The organism is Pantoea rwandensis (assembly GCF_002095475.1).
GTDB lineage: Bacteria > Pseudomonadota > Gammaproteobacteria > Enterobacterales > Enterobacteriaceae > Pantoea > Pantoea rwandensis.
In genome coordinates, this window is sequence record NZ_MLFR01000002.1 from 132,140 (window position 1) to 157,631 (window position 25,492).

Genomic DNA, 25,492 nt, shown 5'->3' on the forward strand with positions numbered 1-25,492 from the left:
TAACGAGGAAGAGAAGATGTGCGCGATGAAAGGGTTAAACCGCAGACAGTTTATCACCAGCTCTACCGCTCTGACCGGTGCCGCCATGTTGCCCTGGTCGTTCTCGGCCCATGCCGCAGCAGTGACCAGTGCGACGCCGGGAGGCACACCACGTAAAGGCGGCGTACTGCGTATTAGTGTCGATCAGGCGGTCAGCGTGCTGAATCCGCATCAGGTGCGCGTCAACCCGGAGTATCTGGTCGCGGAGTTGCTCTACAGCGGCCTGACACGCCTGACGCAGGAGATGAAAGCCGAAGCAGACCTGGCCCAATCCTGGCAGGCGAGCGCCGATCTCAAGCAGTGGACTTTCACCCTGCGTCCAAACCTCAAGTTCAGCGATGGCACGGCCTTAACCTCGGCAGATGTGGTGGCCAGCTTGCAGGCGTTGCTCGATCCCAAAAATGCGTCACCGGCCCTGCATAACATCGGTCCGATTAAGGCGGTGAGCGCCACCGATGCTAACACCGTGCTGATTGAAACCGATGCCCCTTATGCTGACCTGCCGGTGATGCTGGCTTATCCAGACGCCAAAATCATTCCCGCCAGCATTGCGCAGGGTCAGTACGACAAACTCACCAAAGCCTCGCTGGGTGCGGGACCATTCCAGCTGGTTTCCTACGATCCAGAACGCAAGATTGTGGTGAAGCGCAACCCGCATTACTACGATCCGGCGCGTCCGTATCTGGATGGCGTGGAAGTGGTGGTCTATCCCGATGGCATCGCAGAAAGCTCGGCGCTGATCTCCGGTGATACCGATTTGATGCTGAGCGCACAGTCGAGCGAATTTGCGCGTCTCTCCAAATCGTCTGGTGTGTTGCCACTGCGGGTGGCATCCGGTCAGTTCCTCAATGTAAACATGGGTTGCGATCAAAAGCCGTTTAACGACGTGCGCGTGCGTCAGGCGCTGGCACTGTGCGTTGATCGCCCAGCATCGGTGGACTTTGTTGCCGATGGCCTCGGTTCACCAGGCAACGATACGCCGATCAACGCCTCTTACCCTTACTTTGCTAACCTGGCGAAAAAAGCGGTGGATTACAGCAAAGCCAAAGCCTTACTGGCGGACGCGGGGTATCCCAACGGCCTCGATTTAACGTTGATTGCCTCGGATAAACCGGCGACTCGCACCCAGTTGGGTATCGCATTGCGTGAGATGGCCAAGCAAGGCGGCTTCCGCATTGAAGTGCAGACTATGGCACACAGCACTTATCTCGATCAGGTATGGAAAAAAGGCAATTTCTACGTCGGTTTCTACAACATGCAACCCACGCCGGATGCGGTGTTCTCACTGCTGTACACCTCGACCGCGTCATGGAACGAAACACGCTGGAACAACGCCGATTTCGATAGTGCGGTCAACGCCGCCCGTGAAACCAACGATGATGCCCAGCGCACCACGTTGTACGGCAAAGCACAACAGTTGATGCATGACGAAGTGCCTTCGCTGATTCCGACCTTCTTCGATTTGCTGGCTGCCAGCCGCGATTACGTCGGCGGATATCATCTGCATCCGCGCGGTGCGGTGTTCCGTCTCGACCATACCTGGTTAACTGACAAAGCGCCTAAGCGTTTAGTGTAAGGAGCGACCGTGACAGCAAGTTATCTGCTTAAACGCCTGCTGCTGATGATCTACACCTTACTGGTGGTGTCATTGCTGGTCTTTGGCATCACACAGCTGTTGCCAGCGGACGCCGCTGTCACCTTGCTGGGCCAAAACGCCACGCCAGAGGCACTCGCCGCGGTGCGCGAACGGCTGGGACTGGATGCGCCAGCATGGTTGCAGTATTGGCATTGGCTAAGCCAGGCGTTGCAGGGCAATTTTGGTGTGTCGATGCGCAATGGGCTGGAAGTGGGGCCGACGTTGTTGACCGCACTGTCGCGATCGCTGTTGCTCGCGGTGTGTGCACTGTTGCTGATGCTGGTGATCGCCATTCCGCTCGGTATCTGGGCGGCAGTGCGTCGCGGTAAAACCGCCGATGTGCTGGTCAGCGTCATCTCCTACATCGGCATCTCTTTCCCGGAGTTTGTCACCGCCACGCTGGTGCTGCTGCTGTTTGCTGACGTCTGGCAGATTCTGCCTGCCACCGGCTATGTGCCGCTGAGTGAAAACTTCATCAGTGGCGTACAGCACCTGATCTTGCCGTCAATTACCGTGGCGCTGATTCTGGTGGCGCACGTCTCGCGCATGGTGCGTTCGGAGATGGTCGATGTGTTGCACACCGACTACATCCGCGCCGCCTGGCTGAAAGGCCTGTCGCGCCGCCGCATTCTCTGGCGCCACGCACTGCGCAATGGCTTGTTGCCGACCATCACCATTGTGGCGTTGGATGTCGGCTACCTCCTCGGCGGCATTGTGGTGGTCGAGGAAATCTTTGCCATACCCGGTATTGGCCGTGAACTGATTGTTGCCGTGCAGGCGCGCGATCTGCCCACCATTCAGGCCGGTGTGATGATTCTCGCCGCGACCTATTCGGTGGTGAATTTCCTCGCCGATTTGGCCTATGTGGTTCTGGATAAGCGAATTTCCTATGCCTGATATTTTAAAACGTTTGCTGCGTTCACCGCAGGGCGCGGTAGGGGTGCTGATTATCCTGCTGTCGCTGCTGATGGTGGTGGGCGGGGCGCATGTCGCGCCCTTCGATCCTGAATCAATCTCGATTCTGACACGTTACAAACCCCCGAGTGCCGAGCACTGGTTTGGCACCGACCAAATGGGGCGTGACATCTTCAGCCGGGTAATGGTTGGCGCACGCTCCACCATCGTGCTGTCACTGCTGGCAACCGCGTTAGCCATGGTGATTGGCTCAGTGCTGGGCACCGCCAGTGCCTATCTGGGCGGCAAGTTCGATGAGTTTATGATGCGCACCATGGATGCGGTGATGGCGATCCCCAGCCTGCTGTTTGCCTTGTTAATCGTCAGCACACTGGGTCAGAGCAGCATGAATGCAGTGCTGGCTATCACCATCGCGTTTGTGCCGGGTATGGTGCGTATTTCACGCAGCGTGGCGCTGGCGGCGCGGCAGCAGGATTATATCAACGCGGCGATTGCCCGTGGTGAAGCCGGACACTACATCATTCTGCGCGAGATGCTGCCGAACATCCTGGCACCGATCATCGTGGAAGCCACCATCCGCGTGGCCTTCGCCATCATGCTGTTTGCCACCCTGAGTTTCCTCGGTTTAGGCGCACAGCCACCCGAGCCCGAGTGGGGGCTGATGGTCTCCGAAGCCCGCACTTATTTCTTCACCGCACCGTGGATGATGATGATCCCGGGCCTGGCGATCGCGTTGGTGGCGATTGGTTTTAATTTACTGGGTGACGGGCTGCGAGACGTGCTCAACCCAAGGAGCCACTGATGAGTGTGAAGCCTGAGCCGGTGCTGTCGGTGGAAAATTACAGCCTTGATTACGCGTTACAAAACGGTGAGTCACTGCCGGTGCTGCGCGATATTACGTTAAACGTGATGCCCGGCGAAGTGCTGGGTTTAGTGGGGGAATCCGGTTCGGGTAAAACCACGCTCGGTTGGGCGATCATGCGCTGGCTGGCGGGTAATGCGCGCGAGAAGTGGGGCGACATCCGCCTCAACGGAGAAAGCCTGCTCAGTCTGCCGGCCCCTAAACTGATGGCTCTGCGTGGCGCGAAGCTGGGGATGATTTTTCAGGACCCGAGTGCCTCGCTCAATCCAACATTAACGTTGGGAGAGCAGGTAACGGAAGTGCTACGGCGCCATCGCGGTTTAACCGCACGTGAAGCGCAGGAATTGGGCGAGTCGCTGTTAAATGACGTCGAGCTCAAGCATCCGGCACGCATGATGCGCCGTTATCCGCATCAGGTTTCCGGTGGAGAGAAGCAGCGCATATTAATCGCCACGGCTTTCGCCTGTCAGCCGGACTGCATGATCTTCGATGAACCGACCACTGCGCTGGATGTCATCAGCTCGGCGCAGATCCTCGATCTCTATGAACGTCTGCGCGAAGAGACGGGGGTGGCCTCACTGTATATTTCCCACGATCTGGCATTGGTGGCGAAAGTCGCCGATCGCGTTTGCGTGCTGGAAAAGGGCCGCATTGTTGAGCAGGCCGACACGCAGAGTTTGTTTAGCGCACCGCAGAACAGCTATACCCGCAAATTGATCTCAGCAGTGCCCAATCCGCAACAGCGCCTGGTGCAGGATGCTGCCGGATCGCAGCCGCTGCTGACACTGGACGCGCTCACCATCGATTACGGCCATCAAGGCTTTGTCGATCGCTTGCTGAAACGCGAGGCGAATACCACGCGCGCGGCCAATGCGGTCTCGCTCACCGTGCATCAGGGCGAAATCCTTGGCGTGGTGGGCGAGTCGGGCTCAGGAAAATCGTCGCTGGGCAAAGCCATTACCGGGCTGGTGCCGTTCAGCGGTGAGATCGATTTCTGCGGCTATGCGCTGCAAGGACGTGCGCAGATGGACAAGGAGTATCGCCGCCGCGTGCAGATGATCTTTCAGCATCCCGATGCCTCGCTGAATCCGCGCATGACCATTGGTGAAATCATTGCGCGTCCGCTGCGCTTATACGGTTTGCCTCCGGGAGAAACGGAAGCGCAAGCCGTGGCGCGCCTGTTAGAAGAAGTGCGGTTGCCTGCAGAGTTTGCCACGCGCTATCCGCATGCGCTGTCCGGCGGTCAGAAACAGCGTGTTGCTATCGCACGCGCTTTTGCCAATCCACCGGATTTAGTGATTTGCGATGAAATCACCGCTGCGCTGGATGTGTCTGTGCAGGCCACCATCATCGAGCTGTTGCTGGAACTGCGCCGCCGCTACGGCACCGCATACCTGTTTATCACCCACGACCTCAACCTGATACGCCAAATCGCCCATCGCGTGGCGGTGATGTATCGCGGCGATGTGGTGGAAGTGCTGCCCGGCGAGAACATGAGCGCGCTGGCGCAGCATCCTTATACCCGTGCACTGCTTGAAGCGGTGCACGTTCCCGACTTATCCCAATCCGTTGCTTAACGAGAAACGCATGAATCCTGAACAGTTAATTCATCATATCAATCGCGAGTTTTGCCTCTCTTTCCTGGCAAAAATGGTGCAGCACAAAAGCTACAGCGCCACCGATGGCGAGCGTGAGTTAGCCAGTTATATGGCAGAACAGATGACGCAGCTGGGCCTTGAAACCGAATTGCAAAAAGTCCCGGGCGACCGTCTCAATGCCATCGGCCGTCTGGCGGGCAGCGGCGGCGGCAACAGCCTGCTGTTCAATGGCCATCTGGACACCAATCCCGTGACCGAAGGCTGGACGGTGGACCCTTGGGCAGGAAAAATTGACGACCAGTTCATTTACGGCATTGGCGTCTCGAACATGAAAGCGGGCGATGCAGCCTATTTCTGTGCGCTGAAAACGCTGATTGATGCGGGCGTGAAACTCAAAGGTGACGTGATCCTCACCTACGTGGTGGGCGAATTGCAGGGCGGTATCGGCACGCTGGCGGCGATTGAACAGGGCGTGCGTGCTGACTACTTCATCAATGCGGAACCGACCGATCTGCAGGCGCTTACCATGCATGCCGGTTCGCTGATGTTCACCATTGAACTCACTGGCGATACCCGCCATCTGTCGAAACGTGAAGAAGCCGTCGATGCGATCAACGCCGCCGTTGAGCTGATTCCGCAGATTAACGGCATGGTGTTCAGTGGCGCGAAAAGTGATGAGCATCTGAAAATTAACCGTGGACACATCGGCACCGTACACGGCGCGCTGGGACGCGATCTGGAAGAGTGGCGCCCGCCTCAGGTGGCCGACTTTGTGCGTCTGAAAGGGTCGGCTCGCTTCGCGCCGGGCCAAACTGTCGAGGGCGTGTTAGCGGATCTGCAGGCACTGCTGGATACGTTGTGCCAGCGCTTCCCCGGCCTGAAAGCCGAGCTGTTCGATGACGGTATCCGCGATAAACCCACCATGTTGCCTTTCGAAGTCTCGCCAGAGTCACCGATTGTCAAAGCGGTCAATCGCGGCTGGAAAACGGTGCGTGGTACCGAGCAACCTACGGGAGTGATCACGCCACCAGCCTTCTTTGGTACTGACGCTGCACATCTTTATCAGCATGCGGGCATGGAAGGTATCGTGTGCGGCCCTGGCGGGAAATACAACACCATGCCGGATGAACGCGTTGAGATAACCGAATTCCTCGATATGGTGCGCATCTATCTGCTCGCCATTCTGGAGATCTGCCAGCCAGTTGAGAACGCATAATGAATGCTGCCGCGTTAAGCCGCCTGCGTGCCACTATGCAGCAGGCCAATGTGGATGTGATGATCATCGATCATGGTGAACTGCTGGCCTGGTTGACCGGCTATACCGTGTCGGAAACCTTGTATCGCGCTTGCCTGGTACCGCTTAACGGCGATCCCTGGATGGTGTTACGTCAGTTGGATGAAGCGCCCTGTCGGGCGCAATCTCCTTCGCTGACAGTAGAAAGCTATCGCGACGATCAGGACCCGTGGTCTGCGGTGGCGCAAAGTCTGGTTCGACGCGGTTATCAGCGAGCGCGCCTTGGCGCGGATTATACCTCCTATGGCATGACAATGCACAGCTGGCAGCAGCTGTCGCGCCATTTACCGGAGGTACAGTGGAGCGATTTAACCGGCGTGAGCGATCGGCTGCGCAGCGTAAAATTCCCGGCGGAACTGGAGGCGCTGCGTCAGGCCTCCGCCATTGCCGATACCACGCTGGAGGCGATTGGCAGGGAAGTGAAGGGCGACTGGCGTGTGCGGGATGTCGCCGCGCTAGCGGCTGGCGAGTTTTTGCGTCTGGGTGCGGATACCGGAGAAACCGGGCCAATTGTCATCGCCAGCGGCGATAACGGTTTTCTTCACGCGAGCGGTCACGAGCAGCGTTTACAGCGTGGCGATGTGCTCCACGTTGAGCTGATTCCCAAAGTGAAACATTACAGCGCCAGGCTGATGCGGCCATTTATTGTCGGTGAGATTTCGCCACAGCGTGCCGCACTGGCACAACAGTTAATCGCTATTCAGGATCAACAATTTACCGCAATGAAGCCGGGGATGAGCGCGCGTGACGTGGATGCAATTGCTCGTGAGGCGGTGCTCAGCAGTAGCTTGCGCGCGGATTATCCTAATATCACGGGTTATGCGCTGGGGCTGTATACGCGCACGCCGCGCCCGAGTGATTTTTCCTGCTGTTTCCATGCGAAAGCCGAGTGGAAACTGGAGGAAGATATGGTGTTCCACATGTACATTTCAGCGCAGAGCCTAGCCTTTAGCGAAACGGTGCGCGTAACACCGCAAGGGGCTGAGCGACTGACAACCTTACCGCGCCAGCTGCTCGCGCTACCGGAAAACAAATAAACAGGAGGGAGCATAGCGCGTGATATTTTGCCAACTCTGGGCAGCCAAAAAAGCCAGCAACGCAAAGTCACCTCACCGCTGATGTTTGCGCACATATCACCATATGGTTATAATGAAACAACCAAATGGAGGTTTGATGATGAAAACATTTAGCTTGTCCACGACTCAGGTCAGACCGCCCCGTTTATGGCAGGTCGCGGGGTTACATAGCTCTGACGGTGTAGCGCTGTTAGGCCAGATTAGCGAAGGTCTTGAGGGCAAGGTTGCCAACGTAATACTCGACTGGGCCAAAATCACGCAAAATGATCTCCGTAAAATGTCAGGCATTCCATCAACAACCTTCAGTCGCAGCATGAAGGCGCGCTTCAGTTCAGATCAAAGCGAACGACTGGTGCGTATCATTCGCGTTATTGACCGTGCGGTTGAATTGTTTGAGGGCAACAAAGAAGAAGCTCAGAAGTGGCTGAATGAGCCAAACAGGGCGCTGAGCTGGAAGGTCCCCGCAGACCTGATGGCATCCGAAACCGGCGCTTACGAAGTCATGAAGTTGATTACGCGTCTGGAGCACGGGGTTTATTCTTGATTCTCTACCGGCTGACCAAAACCAAGCATCTGACAACTGCCTGGACAGGTTATGGCGCTAAAGAGGCGGGAGGGCGATGGAACAGTGTTGGGGTTCCAATGGTCTATGTCTCTGAGACTGCATCGCTCACTATGCTGGAGACGCTCGTACATCTGAACGCGCCGCAAATCATGGACTCATTCACGCTACTGCGCATCGATATTCCTGACGAACAGATTCAGGATACCGATATGCAACAAATACCTGAAAACTGGTCTGATGAAGATGCGCCCCAGGAACTGGCCGCATACGGAGATGCGTGGTGTTTTACCAATAGCTCGATAGCATTGCGAGTACCGAGTGCTCTGTCGCCAGTGGAGTACAATTTTCTGTTAAACCCGCAGCATCCAGATTTTTATGGGATTGCTCAAAAAGCTGAGGCGATCCCGTTCAGATTTGATAGAAGGCTAAGGCCTGATCGAAGCTAACGTCTATCAGTGCTGTAATGGGTGAACACGTGCACTTGGGAACATGCTCTCCTATCTAAACTTTTCACGGCCACAGGCATCGTTGTGAAGCGCGGTTCCAGCACGGCTATCCCCGCATCTCTCTTGAGTTCAGGCCATATCATGGTAAGCCATATTTCGAACTGACCGCCTTTCCGGAGCTATAACATGGACAGAATCAATATCAGCGCTCTCGATGACCTCATTGTCATTTACTTCGGTCAGGACTATGACCTCTTTGACGACAGTGAAGAGATCGAGCCAAAAATAGATGCCTTCCTCGCTGCATCACACAAGGGCTTGCAACATGCGGTCATCGATGACATCGACTTGTTCCTATTGGAGTGTGATGATCTGGAGGCAGATTTCAGGGCGCATTACCGTGGCACGTTTGTTCCTGAAAACTGGGGAACAACGCCAGCTAAATTTCTGGATTTAGTTAAAGCCCGGATCCGCTTACACCTGCAGGTTTCCGGACATTTAGACTAAAGGGTGTGATGGAATAGTGGCCTCTGAACTGGGGTTGAATCGATGCTAATAGCAGAGCCAAAGCAGTAACCATATTTCTGGTTCAAAGGCTGAAGCAGCATTAATAGTTAGAGCACGGGTATCTACGCGACATGGCTACATAACTGTTTTCACAATACCCAAGACTTCGGCAGTGAACTTAACGGCGTTAAAGTCAGCCAGAACAAGAAAGGCACGCGTAATCTGGATATCAACAACAGTATTAGCTAATGGTCACTGGTCGCGGTTTTAAATGATTAATATGATGCCAGACATCCCAAATTTCAAAAGGATCTTTATTTCCGTTGCCAGCATAAAGAAAACGTTGAGGCTGCTTCGTCATTCTTCCCTTCAGAACCGCATGAAATGATAATTTTTCATGTTTACCCGTTACAGGATTAAGTACTTCAATATGGGTGCTACTGCGTGGCGCTTTACTAACATAGGGTTTGCGACCCTCAATGAAAATAATGCAATCGTCCATATACCCTCCAGTTAGTCAACGACTTAAAGGATAGCCGTTGATAAGAGAAAGGCGATAGGGAATGTTCCTAGAAACATAAAGTGACATTCAACATCAATTTTCTTTAAGAAAATTCTTTATCGCTCTTACAGCTACTTCAATAACTTTCTTTACCATACGGTAATATGAGTGAAATTATTATGATCACATATCGCTTTGCTAATAACTTTCGAAATAGATACAAAAGTAGAGGTGAAATTAAGAAGATAAACCACAAGCGGGGAAATGTTACGTGTGGTCTTAAGCATCTCAACCGGCTCAGTTGACATCCTGTAAAGGTTCAGGCTTGTATCTTGTATTTAATACCGATAAGTCGACAATCAAAGAGCAGACCGGAGATGACAATCAGGAACGCTGACCTTACAATAACAACACAAGTGACACCACGCGAGGCGATGAGAATGAGCAGCACCATCCACTTCAGAATAGACGAAGAGACGAAACGGCTGGCAATGCAGGCGGCAGAGCGTCAACAGATGAGCCTGACGGAGCTGATGCGTCAGCGAGCGGAAGAGCTGGCCGCCGAAGAACGCCGTCATCAGAGTAGTGAGCATGAAGGCTGGCTGGAAGAGCAGATAGCACAGGCGTTCAGCGTCATGAGGCAGGTGAAGGCGAGTACATCAGCAATGATGATATGGAAAGCCGGATGAATACGCTGAAACATCAGGCCAAGCGGGGTAAGCTGTGACCATTAGGGTTGAGTGGGAAAAACCTGCTCAGGCCGACAGAGAAAACATCTTCCTTTATCTGAACCGCGAGGCGAGCGCGATGGTGGCTATCGCAGCAGATGACCGTCTGGCGGGCATGGTGACTATCCTGACGGAAAACCCGCTCGCCGGGGTGAAAGCCGGGCGTTTGGAGCGTCAGCGTAAGCTTGTGGTGCCTCACTTCCCGTTTATCATCGTCTACGTTGCCGAAAAAGAGCGGGTGCGCATCCTGCGCGTGCTACATACCTCCCGCAAGATAGCAGGCCGCTACAGCCAGAGCTGAGCCTGAACAGCGAGTTATCCCGTAATCCCTCAATAACCTAAAAAAATAAGACGTTCACGACCGTAGCCACAAAGGGTGTTTGCTCACAGTGATTAAAAATGGGGATGTTGAGTGCATACTTGGACATCTTATTTAACATAATAACTGTATAAATACCGTTATTCATAGGGTACACCTTCTATTTTTATGTCATCGGATAACGAGTATCGATAGGTATTTATATAAAAGACTGAGGTGTGATGCTGTGCTCTAAGCCCCGGCGCGAGCGTGATGAGCCGCCTTTTGAAACAGTTCATTATCGGGCCTTACGCCGGTATAGAGAACAAATTGCTCAACAGCCTGAATAGCAAATACTTCAGCGCCAGTAATGACAGTCTTGTTCTTGTTTCTGGCATAGGTGACCAGCGGCGTTTCTGCAGGGAGAGCCACGACCTCAAAGATGACCTGTGCCTGTTCAATCTGCAGCTGAGTAAAGGAAAGTTTGTCTGCGTCGTCTCCATTTTCCATACCGATTGGCGTTGCGTTAATGAGAAGCTCAGCGTTCAGATCCCCCATCTCTTTATGCCATTCAAAGCCATAAAGTTTGGCTAATTCAGGGCCGGTTTTTTCATTTTTGGCAACAATAACCCCTTTACTGAAACCAGCATCTTTGAGTGCGCAGGCTACCGCTTTAGCCATACCGCCGCTGCCGCGAAGGACAAAGGTAAATTTGGTGGGAATCTGAAACTGCTTCAGCAGAGTGGCTATAGCAATGTAGTCGGTGTTAAAGGCTTTGAGATAGCCGTCGTTATTAACAATGGTATTTACCGAGTTGATGGCTTTTGCGGAGGAATCGAGTTCATCCAGCATCGGAATACACTCTTCTTTGAACGGCATTGAGATTGCACAACCGCGAATGCCCAATGCGCGAACGCCGCCGATAGAGGCTTTCAAATCCCGCGTAGTAAAAGCCTTATACAAGTAATCGAGATCCATCGCATCGTAGAGATAATTATGAAAGCGCGTGCCAAAATTACTCGGTCTTGCGGCCAATGACATGCAGATAGTGGTGTCTTTGTTTAAATTTTTAGTCATAACGAACGCCTTCATAAAAATATTTCTGTTATCAACTGGGATTTAACCGCAGGTTTGACCATCAGCCGTTGCGGTGTTGAAAATAATGGCTTAAAAAGATGAGATTAAAAACTGCTGAAGTTTATACATCGGAGTTCCTCTTTTATGGCTGGTCGACGGCTTGAACAACAGTATCTACGCCTGCTGAATTTCTTCCCGACACAAAGCGGTAGTACCACCCTGCAGGAGTTGGCGGATAAACTTCACTGCAGTAAAAGGCACATGCGTAGCTTGTTAGTTCAGATGCAAACATTGGGTTGGGTTGACTGGTTATCGGTTGCAGGGAGAGGGCATCGGTCACAGTTGAACCTGCTGAGAAATTCCCATCAACTGCTGGTTGAAAAGGCTGATAAGCTCATCGAAGAAGGCAATTTTGACGAAGCAATAAGCCTGCTTGGCGAAGAAAAACAACTGGTGACTTCGCTGCTTCGAAGTAAGCTGGGTTATAGCATTCGTAATGATTATCAGTCGCTTAGTGTGCCGTATTACCGCACTATGCCTAATCTATACCCCGGAACTCCGCTGCGTCGTTCCGAGCTGCATCTTGTTAGGCAAATTTTTAATGGGCTCACCCGTGTTAATGAGGATACTGGCGAGATTGAGCCTGACCTCGCACATCAATGGCGCCATGTTGACGACCTGCATTGGCGATTCTATTTGCGACCCGGCGTCTTGTTTCACGACGGACGGGAGCTGACCAGCCAGGATGTCGTTGAATCGTTGACTCGCTCTACACACAAGCCTCTTTTCTCTCATATTCAGCGGATCTACCAGAGCGGTACGCTATGTGTGGTGGTTGAGCTAAGTCAGGCAGACCCACAGCTTCCGCTTTTATTGTCTCATCCGACGGCGCTGATTTTGCCCGTCGATCACGCCTTGCATGCTGATTTTGCCTCACATCCAATCGGCACCGGACCGTATCAGGTGAGTGAAAATAATGACTGGCGTCTGCTTTTAAAGGCTTATGACCGCTACTTCGGCTTTCGGGCGCTGCTTGATGAGGTGGAAGTGTTGATGTGGCCAGCTCTAGCCACACTGTCATTAGGTGATAAAGCTACCAAATCGACAGCAGTTAATGCCGTGCCTGCGCAGTCTGCCACCTGGTTGAGTTCAAGCATTAGTGACGTGGATTATGTTGCCGGTCACGCGGTTAACTTCACGGGGAAACCATCTGATCTTTCAAGCGAGATGTTTCTTGAGCGCGGTGGATATTTTTTGCTATGTGACAGTCGTTCCAGCCAATGGCAGAACATTGAAAAGCGGCGCTGGCTGCGCGAAAAACTCAATCCTAACCTGTTAATACAGAAACTGATCGAGCCGATCCGACAATTTTGGGTGCCCACAGGCAGCCTGTTACCTTCATGGTTTCACTGCATGGATGCCGGTAAATCGCAGGCGCCGAAGATACCTTGCCGCTTAAAGTTGGCTTATCACGCACAGCATCCAGAATACCGGATGTTGGCAGGCGTTATGAGAGATGTTCTTGCCGATTCAGGCGTCGAGCTTGAACTCATCGAATTAGAGTACGAACGTTGGGCCTCGGGAGAGGTAAAAGTGGACCTCTGGTTGGGAACAGTCAACTTTCCTGTTCCCGAAGCCTGGAACGTAGGGGCATGGTTGTTGGGAATGCCGTTGTTAAAAGACCACATTTCTGGTGGTAACGCCGAAATTTTCAACCAATGGTTGCAGGAGTGGCGAGGAGGGACTTTGACCTCTCAGCAATTAATGCAAAATGTGGTCGGTGAAGGCTGGCTGCAGCCGCTGTTTCATCATTGGATGCGCCTGAAAGGGCCTGAACAGGCACATGGGATCCATCTTAACAATCTTGGCTGGTTTGATTTTAAGTCGACATGGATGGAGCCGGAGTAACCTGGCAATCGGTTCTGGGGCTCGGTTATACGCTTTTCAGCCGGCGCGATCTTCTTTTCTATTCATCGGTGAGTAGAGCAGCCCAATAATGAAAGACATAGGTTCTGATGTGCTTTATCAGGAAAAATTATTTTTATTCTTCGTTGTTCCAATAAAGCATTCTTTAATGAGATCTCAGTTAGCCAAAAGTGGGGGGAACAGCAAGCTATTTTCAATGGGATACATAATTTAACATAATAAGTATTTAGTGCACTTTGGTATCTATATGATAATAATGAAATAATCATTGTGTCATTAGCCTACTGACTATGGTTGAGCAACGCGTGAGGCTTAGAGGCTATACGTCTCCTAAAGGAAATTCGAATTTCAATGATATCCAGATATTTAGCACTACGGTGTGCACCATTTTCCGGCATGATCTGTCGACTGTTGAAAGTGGCCAAAATCTTCTTTGCCGTCGTTACATTCACACAGGATCAGATTTTTGCCTTTAGGACTGTAAGTTCCTTAGCTTAATTTGATGCAGTCAGCAAAGCATCGATTTTAAGCTTACGGTCTTCACAGGCGTCAAAAGGCCATCATCTTGACTAAAAGATAATTCCTGATAATTTTAATGCTGCAGGAAATGATGAATCGATGTGTCCAGCAGGATCTTCTATGTCGGCTGTTTTTCATCAGGATAAATATCATGGTCTGACTCGTTATAGATTGGCACGCATCGCCCTCCACGCAGGTGGACGTGCTAGTTGTCGATCCATTTAGATATGTACTACGGACGGACGAGCGCAATAAGAAGAAGTGGTTTACAAAAAGATGCGGCTGTTGGAGTTCACCGCACATCAGGCTGAACGAAGCTGTGGATGAGGCGATCGGGCGCGTTACGTTCTTGAGACAGATCACGCGTCTTACACATAAATTACGTTTGCATGTTGCTGAAAGCACTACAGGATCTACACTGGCACAAGTGCATCAACACTAAGGAGATTTAAAAAACGGATGTTTGCAATGAACATGGCTGCGCAGCACTAAGTTAAGTATCAGATTCTTGGGGATGAGACAAAAGCCGCACTAAAAGAGACAATCTAATAAAAAAAATGTATTCTTGAACATACCTACTTCAAAAGGATTTGCTCAGTATGACGCAACAAAATAAACCTGTATATAGACACAAAGATGATCACCGAATTCCTAAATGGAATTGGGTTAAAAAGAGTAAGTGGATTGTTAGCATTAAGGAAGAAGAAGATATCTTCAATACTGGATACAGTGCAAATTGGTTTTTTAAAAATGACATTTGGTCTCTAAAGTATACTAACGATAATTTATGCGTAATCGGAGAAGATTACAGACCAGAAATTCTAAAAAAAGGTCAAAAATATGCTGAACTGGTTGTGGCAAAATTTATTGTAGATCAGGGATGCTGGCATGGATACCCGGTCAACCCCCTTACCGACCCACCTGATTCATCATTATTAACAGTATGGTCTCAGACACCAGGAATACCTAAAAGAAAGATCATGAAAATACATACAATTAGGTAAAGGAGATAGATATGTTCGATATTAAAATAAATATTTCCGGAGACTTCATTGAATCCTATATCTATTCTGGCGTCCTATTTACTGTTGATACTAATGGAGTGCTTTGCTCTTACAGTTGGAAGCATTTAATTGAAAGATATCTGGATTCTTATCCTGAATACTTTGAAATAAAAGATAAGCTTTTAGATTTCAGAAAAGGGTGTAATTCTTCATTACATAAAGACTTTACTATCAATATAGATAGAAATTTCTTAAATCGGCACCAGAAGGGTACTTGTACAGATTTAAATGTATGGTGTACTGATTTGGATGTCAAAGACAATATTATGTATATAGCTTCTGAAAATGGAGTTGAAACAATTCCTTTCATAGATGAATGGAATAATGGCGTCGTGCAGCATTTCGTTCGCCCGGAAAAAGTATGGTCTGGAGCTAAAATCTTTGGACTTAGCACTGGCTCATGGGGCAGAACTATCTTAGCCGCAGGAACAAAGGGTGCAATTGAAATAGTAAATAATAAAGTTGATCAGATCAAGAAAATAGGATTCTCCAAAAAAATCGAGAAGGAAATTAACAGTGATGTTATTCTCGGTTGTGAATGGAATTCTCAGTCAACGTTAGCCATTCTTGACGGAATTGATAAAAAGATAGCATACAAATTTAATGATATAGGAAGTGACTCAGTTTTCAAAGATAATAAAAATGCTCATTCTTTACTTGGGAAGCTTAGCCGTGAAGATAAAGAAAAAAAAATTAACAGTGTCTTAAAATCCTTGGAAAATGAAGATTTTAAAAATATTCCAATTGAAAAATTCACTCATACTTGGCTTGAGTCAAATGCTTTGCATGCAATTGATTATAATAATAAAAAATATGTTTTCAAAGGAAAAAGCTGGATTGAGAGTAGTAAGGAAAATTTTTTCAACGATATCGATATAGTCAGGCTAAAAAATATTACGGCAGGCAGTTTTCTTGAAACTGAAGATGAACACTTATTCAGAATGGTAGAAGATAATAAACACCATCTTCCAGATAACTTTACATCTTGGAGGGTGTTTCCAAGATCTAAAAACTATCAGGATAGAATTCACATCGTTTATGACGACCATTTGCAAATAAGAATATTTGATTGTTAGTTTTTATAATTTCCACAACTCTGTGAGGGCAACTTAGCCCTCTTTTATTATTTTACTTTGCGTTTTCAGCAACGTCATACAAAGGGGCGGCATTTGGTTTGCTAGCCCCAAGATCACTTACTCGCAGGCATCAAACCATTCTGTACTTTTCCGCCAAAAGATTTAGCTTAATTATTTCATGAGCAAACCTTAGTCGCGGTGCAGGTTTATTTAACGTTCTGGTTTCATCTGTATATCTGATGTAACATGCATAGCTTCTGCATTCAACAATACATTAAGACGTTTAATAGTGAACCGGCAAAACCAAACTCGGGCAGCATGAACCGTAAATGGCATATAAATCAAGAAACCTAAAATCGCATTTATCATGTTAAGACCAAATGCAATTTCACTACCCATCACCATGATACGTTCCTCAGTCGAAGAGTAGACTAACTGATCTAATACCTCGGTCTGGTATTTATAACCGAAATAATAAGCAATTAACCCAACAACTAGAAATGATATCCGAATACCCCTTCTATACTCTCTCTTTTTATATAGTTCAGAATACTCGAACCTAACAGGTACTAGGGTGGTATTCAGTTCAATAATTGAGACCATTCGGCGACCAGTAGCGTAGGTATTCATAATCTCAAAACCATTATTCCTGTTAAGAATAATTTTAAGTTCATCATATTTAGGCGCCCTCATTTTATGAAGCTTCGCAATTAATGACTCCACAACATATGCTTTTGGCACTTCACGATGCAACTCATTCGAAAGCTTTTCAATGAGATTATTTTTATCTTTCCTGGAAGTCTGAAGCAAAGAATACAACTGGTATAAAAGCGGTAGTATAGCAATGATTGCGCCTGGAATCGTCATAACATCCTCCTTTAAAATAAAAACATTATCGTCGGCCACTAAAATTTCTTGATACCCTGATCATAAGTTTCATCAAAAAATTGAAGAATTTTCTACAGTTACTGTAAGTATCCCTGCAAAACGGACCATTCACATTTAGAGATCTTCCGGCATACTGATTGTGTCCTCGGAGGAGATCGCCATGCGCAAAGCATGATTTACCGAACACCAGATCATCGCCGTTCTGAAGTCCGTCGAAGCCGGACGCACCGTTAAGGATGTCTGCCGCGGGGCCGGGATCTCTGAGGCTTCGTACTACAACTGGAAAGCGAAGTTCGGCGTCATGGAAGCCTCTGATATCAAAAAGATGAAGGATCTTGAGGATGAAAACCGCCGACTGAAACAGATGTTTGCGGACCTGAGTCTCGAGTACCGCCCCCTGAAAGACGTTATTGAAATAAAAGCTTTAAAACCAGCGATAAAGCGTGGGCTGGTAAGCTATCTGACCGCGCAGTTTGCCATGAGCTTACGTCAGGCATGCAGGACATTGTCGCTGAGCAGGACTGTATTCGTTATCAGCCAGATACGCGACGTGATGAGCCGGTGATTATGGCGCTGACCGTGGCGGCTGAACGTTATCCGCGATACGCTTTAAAAAGATTTTTTTCAGGTGCTGCGCAGGCTGGGCAATACATGGAACCATAAAAGGGTTCACCGTATTTACTGCCTGTTGAAACTGAATTTTCATCGTAAGGGAAAACAGCGCCTGCCAGTGCGTAACCGGCTCCGCTGGCGACGCCAGAGGCGATGAACCAGAGTTGGTCCATCGATTTTATGCACGATGCGCTGGTGTGCGGCAGGCGCTTCAGGACCTTCAACGTGGTGGATGATTTTAACCGCGAAGCACTGGCGATCCAGACTTTGGTCCGAAACTCGCCTGCGAGAGCCTGGCCAAACTGTACGACGCGGTTCTATCTAAAGAGACCGTGATACAGTCAGGCTTCTGGAACCCGCGCAGGCATCGCTCCCCTAAAATTCAGCTACCTCTCTACCGGCGTGCGTGTGTTGGCGAGCTGATACAGATTGACGGCTGCGATCACCGCTGTGACTATCAAGGCAAAGGATAGGGATTGCATCTGATGTCGGCATCGCTGGAGTTTATCTATGACATTGCCGCGAAGGTTACCGGCATTAAAGGTGTCGTATAAAATGTGGTTCCCAATAAGATCGCATCTTATGAGTTCTTGGACTTTATTCCCATCAGCGATGATCTGGCGGAGAATGCATCCAGGCCGATGATGCTATCGATTAACATGTTGCGTATAGTCTATGTACAGGCTGCTCAAGCTTCAGCTTAAAGATGCATACAGTTTCAGGTGGAAAGCCGTCACTTATGAAGCGAATGCGCTTATGGAAAGGAGGCTTTTTAATTTTTTTTACGCCCTTGATTCATCAGCTTTCAATAACGACACAGAAAGCTGGAAACATAACAGCCCCTATAAGAGCTGTTATATTTTGGGAGGTTATTCTGAAAGGGCAGAAGGTGTTTGCTCAGCTTTCTGTTGTAACCTTTTTTTTATGTACTGTGAAGATTCTACCAGTTTGGGGAAAAGCTCAATATTTTCACACACGATGAGGCTTACGCTTTCTGCATCTTCCGTGTTCCAGCTGCTCAAAGTTAGATTTTGTGCATCCAGCCAGCCCCGGAGCACCTCATCATCAACAGATCGCGGAAATAAAGCAGCCACAGCCCGGCGCGAAGTTCTTTTTTCAGGTTCTTTGAACGCAAGAACATCTTTAAAGTCCCTGATAACCGCAATACGTCTCTCAATACTCCTGTCGGTTTCGAGTAGGATATCATGAAGTTCCAGCAAAATTTCTGCCTGCAGATCTGCATGCAAAACAGACAACAAGAACCGGACGTTTTTTGCCATGGCTTGGATCTGACACATCAGCGGAACGGTACCACTCAGCAAACCATGGTGCTGCATTCCTAGCTGCTACGAACCGATCCGAACTTGCCATCCGGCTGAGAATAATTTTTCTATTATCTCCAAGCAGGACAATTGCTGCGTAAAGGCTCTCCTTATCGGTGAAACAAGACTGGCTCAGAATGATAATTTTATCCATCACCAGTGGAAGCGAATTAGTGCTGAACACGTCATCAATAAACTGACTGTCGAGGCTCTCCAAATTTTCTTCCCTGATTCGCTCGCAAAATTTTTCTTCCCTGTCAATTAACGGCTTAAGCAGATTGATTTTCCCCGGAAGCTTGGCAATTTCAGGATAGAAACTACCAGCATAAGATAAGGTCTGGATAGCATCGAGATGATCATTAAGAATAATGTCCGCTATAGCAGGTTTCACGTAGGGTGCGGCTGTTTCATTACTCAGCGATTTAAGTACCGTATGGAATGAAGTCATATAACGGAAATAACTGGCAAGATACTTAATGAAATCGTCATTCTCTGCGTATTCCTGTGCAAAGCTTTCAATGCCGGTATAATCATCGATTGCAACCATGTGAGCGACAATCTGGGCCGCAAACTCTTCTGGGTATTCTTCCTGAATAGCCCTCTGATATGGTATGCGTTGTATTAACCCTTTGGCATACCACTCTTTGTTAAATATTAATTTCCTGAATTTAATTTTTTCAGTTATCTGCGTATTACCTAACAGTTCACGATAAGCGCCTGATACACTTTCTGGTAAGTTATTCTCTTTATTTTCTACCAGTTTGTTTACTGAAGCACTAGCCAGACCAAAGAAGCGGATAATTTCATCATTGAATATGTCACTTCCCTCATCACCCAACTCAAAGCGAAGCATTTTCTCTTTTTCTTCTTCAATGAGTGACAGTGAGGGGATTTCAAGGTTTGAAAACTGCTTATGTCTGTTCAGGAGGTATAAAGAATAAACCTCTCCTGAGAGATCTCTTGTGATTTTATTCAGCAGGCTGTAACCCAGAAATCCTGAGTAAATATCTGCTTCGGCTAGCAATTCGTTAACATAAGTTTCATCGTTCTGGGGTGTGCTCTGCAGGCGGCTAAGATCTCTGATAATAAAATCGGTCTGCCGGTTGATGAAGTCTTCCAGCCCGATATGCATTTCTTTTATCAGCTTACTGAGACTCAGACTGAAATTCTGCCGGAATGGTTCTCTCTCTGTCAAAGCATATGAGGCATTAAGCGCCCGCACTGAACTTTGAATTTCCGGGCTAATCTTGTTAATTGATGAGTCAGGCAGTTTAACAATAGTCTCGAGCCAGTCTTTTATCGACATTCTGTGAGCACACCGTTGCCAAGCATGACTGAAACCATAGAGTACTAATAGCTTTTCGATTGAAGCGAAATCTTTGTTCTTGACAGCATCAGTGAGCGGCATATCCAATAACTCAGAAAGCGCAAGCTCAACAGGTGCCTGGAAGTGAATACTCATAAGATATTCGCTCCAGCGCCTTGTTTCATTGAGGAAAATCCGGTTCAGCTGCTTCTGCGTAGCCAGAACTTTGTCCTCATATTCAGTTAACTGCATATTGGCATTTTCACCGTCAGAAAATCTGAGCAGCGTCGTCACATCTGATTCATTATACCGAACGAAAATGACATACAGAGCTAGCAAAACATATTCCTCCGGTGCTGAAACAGGTACAGTCTTCTGGAGTATATAAAGGTCGTTAACCAACTTTTTGAGTAGGCGTGGCGTAATCCGTGGGTATTCTCCCGGACGCCAGCGCTCCAGAATCAGCATCGTTTCTTCACACGAGAAATCGGCCTTGTTATTACATACAGTCTCTTTCCACATCACGCGAAATGCATCCTGCCATCCGGCTGTAATCAACGGCGGCACGGTGAACGTGACGGGAATGCGTTTGGCGATAAATTCCCGACCGGTATGCCCCTCAACAAGTAGCGATTTTGCCACGTGACGAGCAGAATAAGGAACAATGATGCGAAACTGCTTATGCGTGGTGCCTGCGATAAGCTCCATGTCGCTCCAGAGTTCTTTCACTTTATCCGCGCCAATGCGATCAAGATTATCAATTATCAGGATAAATTTTGCGCCGGAAGGCACGGTTGAGCTTTCTGTAAATCCGGTCAGCGCATTAGTTAATTCAATCGTGCCGATTTCTCTGCTGATAAGCCAGGTTTCTGAAATCTTGTCGACGCTGTTTTGCTTGAAAAGATCGCCCACGCTAATAACATCTTCAACACTGCCGAGCTTTCGATTTTTTTGGCGAGATTTATACTTCAGCCACAACAGAAGCATTCCTGGTGAAAGCAGTGCAAGGAATTCTAATAACAGGACCGGTTTTACAATGGTGCTGCCTGGCTTTAAATAAGCATTCAGATCAAGCAGAAGATATCTGACCATTTGTACAGAAAGAAGTGATAAAAGGATAAAACTCACCGTCCACCAACTGAGCCTGCTACTCACCTTTTTGTCATATTCAACAATATTACCCAGCGCCTTGTTCCTGAGCATTTCCAACTTAGCTTTATTAACCCCTGGGATTACACTTATACCATTGTAAATCACTTCAATCAGCGCTTTTTTCGTATTGCCATAATGATAAAGTTCGGCATCAAAGTTGATGAAGGTGTAATCCGGAGTTAACTTCTTTTTGAGGAAATGAATAATTGTCGATTTACCCGATCCAAGTTCGCCCTCCAGACCCAGTATATTTATGTCCTGATCTTTGATGACCTCTGCCATTTTATCAGCAACATTTCTGTGACTCTCGCCTTTGAAAAGGTCGCTATCGGAAGGCGTTTCCTGCTGAAGTATCAGTGCCACGGGCTCTCCTTTCTGCCATAGAATCTGAGTAAGTTTTTTGCTGAGCGGCCAAGTGATCGCTTATGTATTCATCAGGCAATCTCACCTTTTCATCATAATCGCCTAGGTGAGAATTTTCCTAGTCACTTTTTTAGCTCCCATAGTTCTTTTTTTGTGCATATTTGACAGGTTCCGAATACAACACACCGTTAAGCGGAATAGCCACAAAAGGATTAATAGTCAGCATCATTTCCTTTTTATCCACTCTAACTTTTCACGAAAATTATATTATTATCAGCATGTTGGAGAGGAATTCAAGTCTGTACAATCACATAACTGAATCAGCAAAGCGCATCACTGTATGATGGTCAAACCGGGTCAGGTCCCCTGGTCTGCCGTTCGGATCTTCAATACTTACGTGGTGGCAGAGTCGAGCATACGTATTGCTTATCAGCACCAGACTTAAAGGATGTGTCTACTTTTGCGACACCGTGATTTACTCTCCTCCGGGCCAGAAAGATGCCACCCGCACTCGCCTTAAGCTGGTGTGGGTCACAATTTTGATGCGAGGTTTTAAGCTTTCATCCTCTGTTTACTCTCCGAGGAACACCGCGGAGCCGGATTTCCCTTCTACATCCTCTCTTTGAAATGCTTGTCCTGACCAAGTGTCCGGGGGTAGTGCCTAATGCGCCCTCACCCGATTTTTTTATTATTTATTTTATAATCAGTATTATATGGACATCTTCCTGCGATAACGGCCGCTGAAGATCTCGTTTTTTATTCTGAACCCACTGAGTTATTCTTCGATCACGGGAGAAAAGCCGAAAACCCATCCTCAATGGATCCTGAGCGGATCTATTTAATTTTCTTGAATTGCTCCCGTCGATCTCGATGAGCCGCCAAATCTGCAGTTTTGAACATAACACCCGTTATCAGAAATTTTACATGAAATTGATAAAAATTAAATTTATCAAGAATGATGTATTTAAACTAGACGCGTCGGGTTACCTGCTGAGGAATCTATTATGGCGGCTTCTGGTGCAAAGTTTTTCACGATGAATGAAGTTAACCGACTTAAAGTCATTCAGGACATTGCCGACCGGCGCTGACAACCCACCTCGCGGCTAAACGTCTCGGCATTTCCGACCGGCACTGTCGCCGCATGCTCCATGCGCTACCATGCATTTATATGAAAAGACAATCCAATATGGCCCATCCGAAATACTGTTAATCGGTTTGTCGAATAAACGCTTTTTCATGGAAATCCCCTCACGTCGTAATTGAAGATATTATTAACTTTGCTGTGTACTAAATCTGATCGGTCTCTGTTGGCTCATATGATGATGGTTAAGCGAATTGATGAGAAACTAGCCAACGGCCTACCTACTAATTAGTCAATGACTGATATATCAATACTTAAAGCTGGATCACAAAACGTTTGCAATCGGGTGCAAAGATCAAACATAATCACAACATTCGTAGGGGAAAGCGCGACCAAATGCTTCATAACTTTGAGCAAAGCTTGGTATCCAACAAGATTCGCGTTCAACGCAGAAGAGGTTCAATTGCATGTCTGAGCGCGAAATGGCCAATAAATTAGACAAGCGGACCAGGGCTACAGCGACAGATGTTGCCCAAAAGGCAGGTGTATCAAAGTGGACAGTGTCACGAGCCTTTACACCTGGCGCGTCTATTTCTGACAAAGCCAGAGAAGATGTGCTCGCGGCTGCTAAAGAGCTTGGGTATCGCCCTAACCTACTCGCACGTAGTTTGTCTCAAAAACGCACGCATATTATTGGCGTTGTGGTGGATGAACTAAAAAACCCGCATTCGATGATGATGCTGGATGAAGTGACCAGGCAGCTACAGTCCCGCGGCTACATGGCACTGATGCTGAATATTACGGGTGAAAATTATCGTTCCGTGATGTCCCTGGCCGAACAACTTCAGGTGGATGGAATCCTGTTCCTTGGTACAGCTTTGACACCGGAGTTTGTTGCAATTGCAAATGATCTCCATAAGGTACCTCTTGTTCAGGTTTCAAGAAACATCGGCGGAAAAGGAATTGATGTCGTAAACATTGATGGCTACAGAGCAGGCAAAGTGATTGCCCGCCTGCTCTTAGAGCAAGGCCATCAACGTTTTGGTTACATGGCTGGGCCAGGGGGAGAAGAAGGACATCTTCAGCGCAAAATGGGATATGTCGATGAGTTAAAAGCACATGGCCACGAGTTAGATCTGGAGCTTGAAACAGAACATTATGATCGCATGCTGGGCTATCAGGCAATGCAACGATACCTGTTAGAAATGCCGGTCTCACAGAGAGTTGATGCCTTATTCTGCGAGAACGACATCTTAGCTTTAGGCGCGATGGCAGCCCTTAGAGACATTTCTCCAGAGATACAACTGGCACTTGTCGGCTTTGATGACATAGAAGAATCAGAAATTCCAGGGTGTGATTTGACCTCCTACAGTCAACGTTTGGACCGCCTGATGCATGAAGCCATATGCCGTCTGATTGATGGCAAAGGATCTGAAAAATCTGGCTGGGAGCAGGGAGAGATCCGTATCAGACGTTCTCACTTGAAGCATTAACTGGAAAAATCATGCAGCATTTTGCACCCGGTCACACACCTGACCAGTTAACGTGAAATTCCTGTGAAAATATTAATTTTATGTATTGATGTTGGGCTTCAAAAACACATGATCACTGCTGTATAAAACAATATATATCAGAAACAATTATTTTAAAGGAGTTGGCTCTCGTTATATTAATAATTAAAAACTCTTACTCTACGCTTTACCTCAGTAAATTTTAGCGACTCTTTTAGAGACGCCTGTTAATGCGATTAAATTATCGCAGGCAAAACTGCGCTTAAAAAACGTGGTGTCGTGTTCTTTTACAGGGCGAGTGGGCTTAAGCCTGCTCATTTTTTACTGCACTGAAGTGCAGAAACAGTGATGACCGGTCGTAAACCGTTTCGTTGAAGGTATTTACTATGAATCGAAGAGAAGCGCTCTTTTCCCTGGGTTCTATCGTGGCAACTGCCGCGGTTGTTCCCAAACTTCGTGCAGAAGAATTGCATAACGTTCCGCTGGAAACGCAACTCAGCGCAGACCACATGCCGCAGCCAGCGTGGCAGAAAGGTTATCAGGTCCTCACTGATGAGAAGGATCGCAAAACGTTAACGGCTATTTTTAACCGTCTCATTCCTGCCGATAAGCTGGGACCATCAGCAAGTGAAGCAGGATGCATTGAGTTCATCGACAGTGAACTCGCGGGTGACTATGGCAGTGGCGCAGCCTTATATCTTGAAGGCCCCCTTAATCCTGGAAATGAAGAAGCCCTGATGGGCAGCCCGCAATTCCTCGCTCCTCCTCGTGAACGTTATCTAACCGGTCTGAAAGCATTAAACGCATGGTCTGAAGAGCATCTCAAGAAAGCTTTCTTTGAACTTGAAAGTGAACAGATTGATGCATTTCTCAAAGAGATGGAAAAGGGAAAAATAGATTTAGGCAACGGCGTTAACAGTCAGGCTTTCTTTGAACTCATGCTGCAGAACGTACGGGAAGGTTATTTGGCCGACCCCATTTACGGCGGTAACAAAAATATGGTCGGTTGGAAAATGATCGGCTTCCCGGGGGCTCGCTACGACTATCGCCCATATATTGAGCGTCGAAATGAAAATCTTCAGTTAATCCCCGTTAGCCTGATCCCTGATAATTAATCCCGGAGCTTTAC

The 25,492-nt window shown here is 48.2% G+C and carries 20 protein-coding genes and 4 pseudogenes; 19 read left to right on the forward strand and 5 right to left on the reverse strand.

All coding sequences use genetic code 11. The features are described from left to right. The first annotated feature begins 16 nt into the window (after positions 1–16). The 9 genes from HA51_RS04375 to HA51_RS04415 all read left to right on the forward strand — a co-directional run bounded on the left by HA51_RS04375 (position 17) and on the right by HA51_RS04415 (position 8,938). Positions 17–1,615 (forward strand): ABC transporter substrate-binding protein, encoded by a 1,599-nt coding sequence (locus HA51_RS04375; protein ID WP_084932346.1) that lies wholly within the window; start codon positions 17–19, stop codon positions 1,613–1,615. 9 nt (positions 1,616–1,624) lie between these two features. Next, positions 1,625–2,572, forward strand: coding sequence for an ABC transporter permease (locus HA51_RS04380; protein WP_084932348.1), 948 nt, complete (start codon positions 1,625–1,627; stop codon positions 2,570–2,572). Then, positions 2,565–3,392, forward strand: a complete 828-nt coding sequence (locus HA51_RS04385; RefSeq protein ID WP_045815319.1) for an ABC transporter permease — start codon at positions 2,565–2,567, stop codon at positions 3,390–3,392. Before HA51_RS04380 ends, HA51_RS04385 begins: the two co-directional genes overlap by 8 nt. After that, on the forward strand, positions 3,392–5,029 hold the full coding sequence (locus HA51_RS04390) for a dipeptide ABC transporter ATP-binding protein (RefSeq protein ID WP_084932350.1): 1,638 nt from the start codon (positions 3,392–3,394) through the stop codon (positions 5,027–5,029). Before HA51_RS04385 ends, HA51_RS04390 begins: the two co-directional genes overlap by 1 nt. Before the next feature lie 10 nt (positions 5,030–5,039). Next, positions 5,040–6,266 (forward strand): M20 family metallopeptidase, encoded by a 1,227-nt coding sequence (locus HA51_RS04395; protein WP_084932352.1) that lies wholly within the window; start codon positions 5,040–5,042, stop codon positions 6,264–6,266. Next, positions 6,266–7,381: a M24 family metallopeptidase gene (locus HA51_RS04400; protein ID WP_084932354.1), complete on the forward strand. Its 1,116-nt coding sequence runs from the start codon at positions 6,266–6,268 to the stop codon at positions 7,379–7,381. Before HA51_RS04395 ends, HA51_RS04400 begins: the two co-directional genes overlap by 1 nt. 139 nt (positions 7,382–7,520) lie before the next feature. Next, complete coding sequence (gene parS / locus HA51_RS04405; RefSeq protein WP_084932704.1) at positions 7,521–7,964, forward strand: type II RES/Xre toxin-antitoxin system antitoxin; 444 nt, start codon at positions 7,521–7,523, stop codon at positions 7,962–7,964. Next, positions 7,961–8,431, forward strand: coding sequence for an RES family NAD+ phosphorylase (locus HA51_RS04410; RefSeq protein ID WP_084932356.1), 471 nt, complete (start codon positions 7,961–7,963; stop codon positions 8,429–8,431). The genes parS and HA51_RS04410 overlap by 4 nt, the downstream gene beginning before the upstream one ends. A 186-nt stretch (positions 8,432–8,617) precedes the next feature. Further along, a complete protein-coding gene (locus HA51_RS04415) occupies positions 8,618–8,938 on the forward strand; it encodes a contact-dependent growth inhibition system immunity protein (protein ID WP_084932358.1) in 321 nt (106 codons plus the stop codon). Between the two features lie 241 nt (positions 8,939–9,179). Here HA51_RS04415 and HA51_RS04420 read toward each other — a convergent pair whose 3' ends face one another. Further along, positions 9,180–9,440 carry a hypothetical protein gene (locus HA51_RS04420; protein ID WP_084932360.1) on the reverse strand — a complete coding sequence of 87 codons (261 nt, stop codon included), beginning with the start codon at positions 9,438–9,440 and terminating at the stop codon, positions 9,180–9,182. A gap of 440 nt (positions 9,441–9,880) precedes the next feature. Between HA51_RS04420 and HA51_RS04425 the strand changes: the two are divergent. After that, positions 9,881–10,167: pseudogene (locus HA51_RS04425) on the forward strand (damage-inducible protein J). Further along, positions 10,164–10,469, forward strand: a complete 306-nt coding sequence (locus tag HA51_RS04430) for a type II toxin-antitoxin system RelE/ParE family toxin (protein ID WP_084932362.1) — start codon at positions 10,164–10,166, stop codon at positions 10,467–10,469. The pseudogene HA51_RS04425 and the gene HA51_RS04430 overlap by 4 nt, the downstream one beginning before the upstream one ends. Positions 10,470–10,718: 249 nt before the next feature. On the opposite strand, the gene HA51_RS04435 is transcribed toward HA51_RS04430, so the two are convergent. Next, positions 10,719–11,543 carry a shikimate 5-dehydrogenase gene (locus HA51_RS04435; protein ID WP_084932364.1) on the reverse strand — a complete coding sequence of 275 codons (825 nt, stop codon included), beginning with the start codon at positions 11,541–11,543 and terminating at the stop codon, positions 10,719–10,721. A 144-nt stretch (positions 11,544–11,687) separates the two neighbouring features. Between HA51_RS04435 and HA51_RS04440 the strand changes: the two genes are divergently transcribed. The 3 genes from HA51_RS04440 to HA51_RS04450 all read left to right on the forward strand — a co-directional run bounded on the left by HA51_RS04440 (position 11,688) and on the right by HA51_RS04450 (position 16,128). After that, positions 11,688–13,451 (forward strand): SgrR family transcriptional regulator, encoded by a 1,764-nt coding sequence (locus HA51_RS04440; RefSeq protein ID WP_084932366.1) that lies wholly within the window; start codon positions 11,688–11,690, stop codon positions 13,449–13,451. Between the two features lie 1,136 nt (positions 13,452–14,587). After that, positions 14,588–14,992, forward strand: coding sequence for a hypothetical protein (locus tag HA51_RS04445; RefSeq protein ID WP_084932368.1), 405 nt, complete (start codon positions 14,588–14,590; stop codon positions 14,990–14,992). A gap of 11 nt (positions 14,993–15,003) precedes the next feature. After that, a complete protein-coding gene (locus tag HA51_RS04450; RefSeq protein ID WP_084932370.1) occupies positions 15,004–16,128 on the forward strand; it encodes a hypothetical protein in 1,125 nt (374 codons plus the stop codon). Positions 16,129–16,338: 210 nt separating this feature from the next. On the opposite strand, the gene HA51_RS04455 is transcribed toward HA51_RS04450, so the two are convergent. Next, complete coding sequence (locus tag HA51_RS04455) at positions 16,339–16,995, reverse strand: hypothetical protein (RefSeq protein WP_084932372.1); 657 nt, start codon at positions 16,993–16,995, stop codon at positions 16,339–16,341. Positions 16,996–17,206: 211 nt separating this feature from the next. On the opposite strand from HA51_RS04455, the pseudogene HA51_RS04460 reads away from it, so the two are divergent. Then, a pseudogene (locus tag HA51_RS04460) lies at positions 17,207–17,916 on the forward strand (transposase); the annotation flags it as partial. Next, positions 17,892–18,074, forward strand: a pseudogene (locus HA51_RS27450) (ISNCY family transposase); the annotation flags it as partial. The pseudogenes HA51_RS04460 and HA51_RS27450, both read left to right, overlap by 25 nt. A gap of 423 nt (positions 18,075–18,497) precedes the next feature. Here HA51_RS27450 and HA51_RS27455 read toward each other — a convergent pair. Together HA51_RS27455 and HA51_RS04465 are read right to left on the reverse strand one after the other, a co-directional pair. Then, positions 18,498–18,848, reverse strand: a complete 351-nt coding sequence (locus HA51_RS27455; RefSeq protein WP_245840159.1) for a hypothetical protein — start codon at positions 18,846–18,848, stop codon at positions 18,498–18,500. After that, positions 18,832–21,771 (reverse strand): P-loop NTPase fold protein, encoded by a 2,940-nt coding sequence (locus HA51_RS04465; protein ID WP_245840160.1) that lies wholly within the window; start codon positions 21,769–21,771, stop codon positions 18,832–18,834. The genes HA51_RS27455 and HA51_RS04465 overlap by 17 nt, the downstream gene beginning before the upstream one ends. Before the next feature lie 1,004 nt (positions 21,772–22,775). On the opposite strand from HA51_RS04465, the pseudogene HA51_RS27460 reads away from it, so the two are divergent. From HA51_RS27460 to HA51_RS04475, 3 genes and pseudogenes are all read left to right on the forward strand, one after another. Next, positions 22,776–22,918: pseudogene (locus tag HA51_RS27460) on the forward strand (ISNCY family transposase); the annotation flags it as partial. Between the two features lie 401 nt (positions 22,919–23,319). Continuing rightward, entirely contained in the window at positions 23,320–24,345 is a 1,026-nt protein-coding gene (locus HA51_RS04470; RefSeq protein ID WP_245840161.1) for a LacI family DNA-binding transcriptional regulator, read from the forward strand. Between the two features lie 404 nt (positions 24,346–24,749). Then, positions 24,750–25,478, forward strand: a complete 729-nt coding sequence (locus tag HA51_RS04475; protein ID WP_084932374.1) for a gluconate 2-dehydrogenase subunit 3 family protein — start codon at positions 24,750–24,752, stop codon at positions 25,476–25,478. The last annotated feature ends 14 nt before the right edge of the window (positions 25,479–25,492 follow it).

Coding starts and splice junctions, on each gene's coding strand:
- HA51_RS04375 (WP_084932346.1), top strand. CDS start 17: ATGTGCGCGATGAAAGGGTTAAACCGCAGACAGTTTATCACCAGCTCT.
- HA51_RS04385 (WP_045815319.1), top strand. CDS start 2,565: ATGCCTGATATTTTAAAACGTTTGCTGCGTTCACCGCAGGGCGCGGTA.
- HA51_RS04390 (WP_084932350.1), top strand. CDS start 3,392: ATGAGTGTGAAGCCTGAGCCGGTGCTGTCGGTGGAAAATTACAGCCTT.
- HA51_RS04395 (WP_084932352.1), top strand. CDS start 5,040: ATGAATCCTGAACAGTTAATTCATCATATCAATCGCGAGTTTTGCCTC.
- HA51_RS04400 (WP_084932354.1), top strand. CDS start 6,266: ATGAATGCTGCCGCGTTAAGCCGCCTGCGTGCCACTATGCAGCAGGCC.
- parS (WP_084932704.1), top strand. CDS start 7,521: ATGAAAACATTTAGCTTGTCCACGACTCAGGTCAGACCGCCCCGTTTA.
- HA51_RS04415 (WP_084932358.1), top strand. CDS start 8,618: ATGGACAGAATCAATATCAGCGCTCTCGATGACCTCATTGTCATTTAC.
- HA51_RS04420 (WP_084932360.1), bottom strand. CDS start 9,440: ATGGACGATTGCATTATTTTCATTGAGGGTCGCAAACCCTATGTTAGT.
- HA51_RS04435 (WP_084932364.1), bottom strand. CDS start 11,543: ATGACTAAAAATTTAAACAAAGACACCACTATCTGCATGTCATTGGCC.
- HA51_RS04440 (WP_084932366.1), top strand. CDS start 11,688: ATGGCTGGTCGACGGCTTGAACAACAGTATCTACGCCTGCTGAATTTC.
- HA51_RS04445 (WP_084932368.1), top strand. CDS start 14,588: ATGACGCAACAAAATAAACCTGTATATAGACACAAAGATGATCACCGA.
- HA51_RS04450 (WP_084932370.1), top strand. CDS start 15,004: ATGTTCGATATTAAAATAAATATTTCCGGAGACTTCATTGAATCCTAT.
- HA51_RS04455 (WP_084932372.1), bottom strand. CDS start 16,995: ATGACGATTCCAGGCGCAATCATTGCTATACTACCGCTTTTATACCAG.
- HA51_RS04470 (WP_245840161.1), top strand. CDS start 23,320: ATGTCTGAGCGCGAAATGGCCAATAAATTAGACAAGCGGACCAGGGCT.
- HA51_RS04475 (WP_084932374.1), top strand. CDS start 24,750: ATGAATCGAAGAGAAGCGCTCTTTTCCCTGGGTTCTATCGTGGCAACT.